The sequence below is a fragment of the Frateuria sp. sgz306004 genome (genome assembly GCF_057750885.1).
The window spans coordinates 112,266-120,252 of record NZ_JBYLFE010000009.1; the positions used below are offsets into that span (position 1 = coordinate 112,266).

Annotated in this window: 5 protein-coding genes; 3 read left to right on the plus strand and 2 right to left on the minus strand. The window is 64.2% G+C overall.

What is annotated here, in order from left to right; all coding sequences use genetic code 11:
* The first annotated feature begins 89 nt into the window (after window positions 1–89).
* Window positions 90–2,192, plus strand: coding sequence for an O-linked N-acetylglucosamine transferase, SPINDLY family protein (locus AC3G2C_RS18090; RefSeq protein ID WP_488386021.1), 2,103 nt, complete (start codon window positions 90–92; stop codon window positions 2,190–2,192).
* 24 nt (window positions 2,193–2,216) lie between these two features.
* On the plus strand, window positions 2,217–3,002 hold the full coding sequence (gene ppk2, locus AC3G2C_RS18095; RefSeq protein WP_488386022.1) for a polyphosphate kinase 2: 786 nt from the start codon (window positions 2,217–2,219) through the stop codon (window positions 3,000–3,002).
* A gap of 94 nt (window positions 3,003–3,096) precedes the next feature.
* Here the strand turns inward: ppk2 and AC3G2C_RS18100 are convergent, their stop codons facing one another.
* On the minus strand, window positions 3,097–3,597 hold the full coding sequence (locus AC3G2C_RS18100; protein ID WP_488386023.1) for a VOC family protein: 501 nt from the start codon (window positions 3,595–3,597) through the stop codon (window positions 3,097–3,099).
* Window positions 3,598–3,885: 288 nt separating this feature from the next.
* Between AC3G2C_RS18100 and AC3G2C_RS18105 the strand changes: the two genes are divergently transcribed.
* Window positions 3,886–6,729 (plus strand): EAL domain-containing protein, encoded by a 2,844-nt coding sequence (locus tag AC3G2C_RS18105; RefSeq protein ID WP_488386024.1) that lies wholly within the window; start codon window positions 3,886–3,888, stop codon window positions 6,727–6,729.
* Between the two features lie 361 nt (window positions 6,730–7,090).
* Here the strand turns inward: AC3G2C_RS18105 and AC3G2C_RS18110 are convergent, their stop codons facing one another.
* Window positions 7,091–7,645 carry a YaeQ family protein gene (locus AC3G2C_RS18110; protein WP_488386025.1) on the minus strand — a complete coding sequence of 185 codons (555 nt, stop codon included), beginning with the start codon at window positions 7,643–7,645 and terminating at the stop codon, window positions 7,091–7,093.
* Window positions 7,646–7,987: the final 342 nt, after the last annotated feature.

Consider the following 7,987-nt stretch of genomic DNA (forward strand, 5'->3'; position numbering starts at 1 on the left):
ATCAGACCTTCCCTAAGCATCACCCGCCGCACCCTGCTGCGGCCATGCGTGGATTGGCAGCCACGGGCGCGCTGCGCTAGTTTGGGCAGATGAACAACGCCGCACACCCCTCCCCGCAAGTATTCGCGCTGCACATCGCCGAGCAGCTCGAACACGATGATCTGGCCAGCGCCTGCGCGCTCGCCGAGCGCGCCCACGGCATCTATCCCCAGGAGCCCGAACTGGCGCGCCTGTACGGCATTGCGCTGCTCCAGTCCGAACGACTGGACGAAGCGCATACCGTGCTGCAAAGCGCCGCCACCCTCGCACCGCAGAGCATCGAGGTGCAGTGCAACCTCGGCAGCCTCCTGCTCGCCCAAGGCAAGGCGGACGAAGCCGTCGAACACCTGCGTGCCGCCCTGCGCAAGGCGCCCGGGCACCCCGCCGTACTGCTGATCCTCGGCAATGCACTCATGGCCGCGGGGCGTTACCCGAATGCGCGCGAGTCCTACGCCATGGCCACGCACGGGGCACCTGAACACCCCGGCTTGCGCCTCAACCTGGCCGCCGCCGAGCTGGAGCTTGGCCACTACGACCAGGCCAGCGTGCACGTGGACGAAGCCCTCAGCCTGCATCAGCGCTTCGATGCCGCCTATGCCATGCGCGCGCGCATCCGCATGGGGCAGGGACGCGCCGCCGAAGCCGTGCAGGCCTGGCAGATCGCCGAACGCATCGCGCCAGCCAACCCTCAGCATGCCTTCGCCGCCGGCCAGGCACTGGAAGCAGAAGAACAGTTCGCTGCCGCCGCGCAGGCCTACGAGCGAGCCTTGAAGCTGTCGCCGGACGATGGCCGCATCGTGTCGCAGCTGCTGTTCGTTCGCCGCAAGCTGTGCGACTGGCGCGGGCTCGACGAACTCAGCGCCAAAGCAAAGACGCTCGCCGGCGATGGTCACAGCCTGGTCAGCCCGTTCGTCATGCTGTCCGAAGACGTCGACGCCGAGCTGCAACTGCGCTGCGCCACTACCTACGCGCAATCGATCGAGCGACAGGTCGCCGCCCTGCGCAAGCAACTGGCGTTCAGCCACGCCAAGCCCATGCCTGATGCGCCGGTGCGTGTGGGCATGGTGGCCGATGGCTTCAACGAGCACGCCACCGGGCTGCTGGTGGTCGCCATGCTGGAGGCGATGACCGGCGACGAGCTGGATATCCACCTGTTCGCCACCACGCCGGACGACGGCGGCGCCATCCGCCGCCGGCTCGCCGCGGCCTGCACCCTGCATGACGTTTCGGCACTGCGCCCGGCCCAACTCGCCCAGCGCATCCATGAAGTCGGCATCGAGGTGCTGTTCGATCTCAACGGCTACTCCGGCAGCGACAGCGCCGAAACCTTCGCCTTGCGCCCCGCCCCGGTGCAGGTGAACTGGCTGGCCTATCCGGGCAGCTCCGGCGCCCCGTGGATGGATTACCTGCTGGCCGACGCCACCGTGCTGCCCGACAGCCTGCGCCCGCACGTGAGCGAAAAGCTGCTGCGCCTGGCCCGCTGCTACCAACCCAATGACAACACCCGCATCGTGGCTGAGCCGCCGTCACGCGCCGAGTGCGGCCTGCCGAGCGAAGGCACCGTCTTCGTCTGCTTCAACAACAGTTACAAGCTCAACCCCACGGCCTTTGCCCGCTTCATGGTGATCCTGCAGCAGGTGCCCGACAGCGTGCTGTGGTTGCTCAGCGGGCCCGACGGCACCGACGATCGCCTGCGCGCCGCCGCCGGTGCGGCTGGCGTGGCGCCGGAGCGCCTGGTGTTCCAGCCGCACCTGCCCCACGACGCCTACCTGTCCCGTTACGTGCACGCCGACCTGTTCCTGGACACCCTGCCCTACAACGCCCACACCACCGCCTCCGACGCGCTATGGGCGGGCTGCCCGGTACTTACCTGTACGGGCCATACCTTTGCCGGCCGCGTGGCCACCAGCCTGCTGATGGAGCTGGGCTTGCCCGAACTGGCCTGCGAAGACGAAGACACCTTCATCGCCATGGCCACCCAACTGGGCAACGACCGGGACGCTCTCGTCACGCTGCGTCAGCATCTGGCGCTGCAACGTACGCACAGTTCGCTGTTCGACATGCGGGATTTCGCCATCGACTTCCGCCGTGCCGTGCAGTCCATGAGTGCCCGCTATCGCATCGGACGCAAACCCGCGGACCTGGATATCTAACGCCCCAGCCAGAGGTACCCGCAAATGGCCAAGCTCAAGGACAAGACCTACCGCCGCCTTATGGCGGAGCTACAACTGGAACTGGCCGGACTGCACCGATGGCTGCGCCGCAGCGGCCATCGGCTGGTGGTGGTGCTCGAAGGGCGCGATGCCGCCGGCAAGGGCGGCACCATCAAGGCCATCACCGAGTCGATGGATACGCGCGGCTACCGTATCGCCTCACTGCCCAAACCGGACGAAACCGAAGCCACGCAGTGGTACTTCCAGCGCTACGTGGCCCATCTACCGAGCGCCGGTGAAATCGTGCTGTTCGACCGTAGCTGGTACAACCGCGCCGTGGTCGAACCCGCCATGGGCTTTTGCACCAAGTCCCAGTACAAGGCCTTCATGAATGCCGTGCCCGGCTTCGAGAAGCTGCTCACCGACGACGGCATCATCCTGCTCAAGTACTGGCTGGCCGTGGACCAGGAGTCACAGGAAGAACGTTTCGCCGAGCGCGCCAAGGACCCATTGAAGCGCTGGAAGCTCTCCGCCAATGATCTGGCCTCTCGCGAGAAGTACAGCGAGATCGGCCACCTGCGCGACCTGATGATCGAGCGCACCCATCGCCCGCATGCGCCATGGTTCGTGGTGGATTACAACAACCAGAAGCGCGGCCGCATCAACCTGATCCGCCATCTGCTGGAACAGGTGCCCCGCCACGACGAGAGCATTCCCGAGCCAAAGCTGCCCAAGCTCAAAGGCAAGCCCAAGACCGAGCACGTCACCGGCAAGGCCTTGTGGGTGCCCGACAGCTGCGGCGATGAGTGAACGCTCTCGGGCGTGACCCAAGCATGCTCGACCTTGATCGTCACCCCAGCGAAAGCTGCCATGACGAACCACCTGTCGCCCGCTCAAACCTTGCCTAACCCGCCGCCGCCTCGCGCAAGCGCGGCAGATCCAGCTTGTGCATCGACATGATCGCCGCGGTGACACGCGCCACACTCGCGGCGTCGGCCGTGGTGAGCATCGCAATCATCTCCTCCGGCACCACCTGCCAGGAAAGCCCGTAGCGATCCTTGAGCCAACCGCATTGCCCTGTTTGATCGGCCGCGCCCTCCAACAGGCGTTGCCAGTAGTAATCCACCTCATCCTGCGAGCGGCAGTTGACCACCAGCGATACCGCCTCGTTGAAGCGATGCACCGGGCCGCCGTTGAGCGCAACCAACGATTGGCCGTCCAACTCAAAATCCACGGTCATCGCCGAGCCTTCGGGGCGCCCGGAGGCCAGCGCGCTTTCGCGGGTGTAGCGCGTGGTCGTCACGATGCGCGAGTTCTCGAAAATCGACACATAGAAAGCGGCCGCCTGTTCGGCCTGGTCGTTGAACCACAGAAACGGCGTGATGCGCTGGAAACGTCGAGACATAACGCGAACTCCTTTGGCGGTTGCACACGAAACGACGCCGCGCGTCGCCCCCTCATAGTGCCGACGCACCGGCATGCCCAGGATCGACAAGTCGTGCACGACATGTGCAGCGTGCGTGGAGTCTCCGTGAAAACACTCAAAGTTCTATAGACACGGGCACTTGGATATGCAAACTCGGCAAAACCTTAAGAGGGGCCGCTAAAACAAGTCGCACCGTATTACTCAAGTTCGGCCGTCATGGCCGATACAAAAGTAACCTGTCATTCCAGACCGCACAGGGGGCGTGTCATGGCTCGACATAGCCGGGAGGCTGTGCCGCACAGGGACGAGCGGACAACGGAGATCGTTCTTCCGTTTGTCTTGGTGATCGCGGTAATGATCGGCCTTTGTGTCGCTAGCCTGGACATTTTGTCCGCGGCGCGCGGATTCGTGGGTGGCGAAAGCCGCTGGTCGAAGGGCCAGAAGGTTGCCGTTGGTCACTTGCAGCGCTACCTCACCGACTTTTCCGAACTGGAGTTCCAGCAGTTTCGCGATGCGATCGCGGTGCCTCTCGGCGACCGCCAGGCGCGCATGGAGCTGGATAAGCCCGAACCGGACATGGCGATCGTCACGCGCCAGTTCATCGCCGGCGGTATCGATGCCGCCGATGTGGCCGGCATGACACGGCTCTATCGCTACTTTCACGCGGTCCCACCCATCGCGCGCGCCCTTGCCATCTGGCGCGAGGCGGACCTGACGATCGATGAGATCACCGCGTTGGCCGATGTCATTCATGCGCAGGCCACGCAGCGTCATCACGACGAAGCCACGCTGCGAAGCTACCGAAAGCAACTACGCTCCATGGACGAGCGCCTCACGCCCCTGGAAAACGCCTTCTCCGAAGCGCTGAGCCAGGCGTCCCGCGAAACCACCGCCGCACTTCGCCTGAGCCTGTGCCTGATTGGCGCCATCCTTGCCTTTGGCGCGGCGCGTCGCGCACGCCGCCTGCTGCGCGATCGCAGCTCCGCCGAACACGCGCTGCGCGCTAGCGAAGACCGCTTTCAGCTTGCCATGGCCGGCAGCAACGAGGGTTTGTGGGATTGGGACCGCCGCAACGGCGCGGTCTATCTTTCGCCACGCTTGCGTCAGATGCTTGGTCTGCATGGGCGCGACGATCTCGCGGACGGCGCCCTGTTCCAGCGCATTCACCCGACCGATCGCGCCAGCGCCAAACGTGCCCTGCTGGCGCATGTGCGCCGCGGGCGGCCACTCGATCTGGAATTTCGAGTGGGCCAGGCCGACGGCAGCCCGCGATGGTTCCGCGCACGCGGCACCTCGCTGCGCGATCCACAGGGCAAAGCGCTGCGTACAGCGGGTTCGATTTCCGAGGTGACCGAGCGTCGCCTTGCCGAAGCCATGCTGTTCGCCGCCAAGGAACGCGCTGAAGTAACCCTGCAATCGATCGGCGACGCGGTAATCACCACCGATGCACACGGCCACATCCAATACCTCAACCCGTGTGCCGAGCGCCTCACCCAGTGGACCCTGGACGAAGCGCGAGGCAGCACCGTCTCCACCGTGTGCTGCTTTATCACCGCCGCCAGCGGCGAACCCATCGTGGACCCTGTGCGCCAGGTATGGCGAGGCCGCACGAGTTGGAGCCCGGACGACAAACTCGAACTCGTGCAGCCCGATGGCCACACCATTGGCGTCGACCTCACCATCACCCCCATTCGTGACCGCCTGGGCCACATGGATGGCATGGTGCTGGTGATTCGTGATGTCAGCAGCGACCGCGAGCACGCCGCCCAGTTGGTGTACCAGGCCAGCCACGACGTGCTCACCGGCCTCATCAACCGACGCGAGTTCGAGCGACGCCTGGTGCACTCCACGCGTTCCATGCGCGCCGGCGGCCCGCCGTTCACGGTGCTCTACCTGGACTTGGACCAGTTCAAGCTGGTCAACGACACCTGCAGTCACGCGGCAGGCGACGAGTTGCTGAGGCAGATCGCCAACCTGTTCACCCACCAGGTGCGCTCCTCCGATGCGGTGGCACGCCTTGGCGGCGACGAATTCGTGATTCTGCTGGAGGATTGCCCTGCCGAAGCTGCCCACCGTATCGCCGAAAACCTGCGTGCCGCCGTGGGCGACCAACCGTTCATCTATGGCGAGCGGATGTTTTCCATCAGCGCAAGCATCGGCCTGGTATGCCTGCACAACGAACAACTGGATGTCGAAGACGTGCTTGGCGCCGCCGACGCGGCCTGCCATCTCGCCAAGGAAAAGGGCCGCAACCGCGTACAGAGCTACGAACTCGATCATGGCGAGGTGGCCGAACGGCAGACCGAAATGTGCTGGGTCGGCCGCATCCAGGCGGCGCTCAACGACGGACGCCTGCGCCTGTATGCCCAGGACATCGTGGACATGCGCCAACCGCACGAACGCCGCCACGTGGAGCTGCTACTGCGCATGGTGAGCGAGGACGGCACGCTGGTGCCCCCGCGCGCCTTCATTCCCGCCGCCGAGCGCTACGGCTTGATGCCATCCATCGATCGCTGGGTGGTGCATTCCGCTTTTGGCGTGCTGCGCCAGCTATTGGATAACCACCCCGAACGCGTGCCGCGTCTATGCGCCATCAACCTATCCGGCACCTCGCTCTGCGAAGACGGTTTCGCCGCCTACCTGCATCAACAGTTTGCCGAGCACCGCATTCCGCCCTCGCTGATCTGCTTCGAGATCACCGAGACCGCCGCCATTTCCAGCCTCACCCGCGCCACCACCTTTATCAATGACATGCGCGCACTAGGCTGCCTGTTCTCGCTGGACGACTTTGGCGCGGGCATGTCTTCGTTTACGTATCTCAAGCACTTGCCGGTGGACTTCGTGAAAATCGAAGGCAGCTTCGTCAAGGACATGATCGAAGACCCCATCGACTTCGCCATGGTGGAGGCGATCAACAACATCGGCCACGTCACCGGCAAACTCACCATCGCCGAATGCGTCAGCTCGACCGAGCTCGTTTATGAGGTCGCCCGCCTGGGCATCGATTTTGCGCAGGGCTTCGCGCTATCCATGCCCCGCCCCTTCGTGGCCGAGGTGCAGAAGGAGGTCGAGGACATGCCGGAAGCCGAACGCATGGTGGTCAGCCTCTAGCCAGGCGCCGATCTTGCTGGCCACTCCCGCGAACGTGGGAGTCTGCGGACTCCGGTCGGTTTGAACATCGGTTCCGACAAGCACTGAGCAGCCCGCTGCAGCTAACCACAGGTGCGATAGGCGCCTGTGGCTATGATTCGGAAAAGGTCTGCTTTCGAACGAGGCTGTGTGAAAACGCAAAACGCCATCTCGCGCTGCGCAGTTCTTGATCAAAATGATCTGCGTATATGCAAAGCTGGCCTGCTCGCGTTCGACGAGTGAGTCAGATTGCGCGTAGAAGCCACATCGTTGTTGATGGTCCGGGGTTTTCACACAGCCTGGACCCGAAGCGGACGTTTCAAGACGGTGCAAGGGCACTTTCTCAAGCGACAGCGTACTCACCCTTGCGGATGGCCGGACGGATCGGCAGCGTGAGGTCGCCGGCGATGAGCTGCAGTTCGCCGTCCTGGATCAGGCATTGCAGGCGCATGCTACGCTCGCACAGGGCAGCCAGTTGCTGCATGTCGGCGTGGTCGATGGCGAGCACGCTGAGATTCTCGTGGCGGGTGAGCGTGCTGGCAATCTTGCTCCACCATACGTCGACGGCATGGCCGCCATAGGCCAGCACCACGACGTGCCGCGACTGGTTGCAGGCTTTGCGCAAGCGTGTTTCATCTGGCAGGCCGACGTCGATCCACAGCTCGATCTCGTCGGTATAGGCTTTGCGCCACAGGGCCGGTTCGTCGGTGTCGCTGAGCCCCTTGCCGAACTCCAGCCGTTCGTCGGCATACAGCGTGAACGCGAGCAGGCGCGCCATCAATCGCTCCTCGGTTTCCGACGGATGCCGGGCGAGGGTCAATGCGTGGGTGGCGTAGTAGTGCCGGTCCATGTCGCTGATCGACAGTTCGGCCTTGTGGATGGTGGCGGTGAGGGCCATGGGGGCACTTGAGTGGGCGTAAAGCGACCATTTTACGCGGCTTTGCCCCGGGGGCGGAAAGACACCGGGGGCCATGCTTGGGCCGCCCGTCTTGCGACCATGCCAGGAGGTTGACCATAGTCGTCCTTCGAATGCAGAGTCGGGCTCACGCCGTTGTCCGTGTCGCCAAATCTGCCCCCTGTTCCGATCAACCCGCCGGCGTGGGATAACGAGCTAGCATTGGTCCCCTTTCGACTGCGACTTCAGCCGGTCAAAGCAACACACTATAGACGCGCAAGCGGAAGGAGTGTTGCATGGCACCCAGACTTCGGCGTCACATCACCGATAGCGAGAAGACCCTGC

Bases quoted from the DNA above. Each gene is read 5' to 3' on its own strand.
- AC3G2C_RS18090 (WP_488386021.1), top strand. From the start codon at position 90: ATGAACAACGCCGCACACCCCTCCCCGCAAGTATTCGCGCTGCACATC.
- ppk2 (WP_488386022.1), top strand. From the start codon at position 2,217: ATGGCCAAGCTCAAGGACAAGACCTACCGCCGCCTTATGGCGGAGCTA.
- AC3G2C_RS18100 (WP_488386023.1), bottom strand. From the start codon at position 3,597: ATGTCTCGACGTTTCCAGCGCATCACGCCGTTTCTGTGGTTCAACGAC.
- AC3G2C_RS18105 (WP_488386024.1), top strand. From the start codon at position 3,886: ATGGCTCGACATAGCCGGGAGGCTGTGCCGCACAGGGACGAGCGGACA.
- AC3G2C_RS18110 (WP_488386025.1), bottom strand. From the start codon at position 7,645: ATGGCCCTCACCGCCACCATCCACAAGGCCGAACTGTCGATCAGCGAC.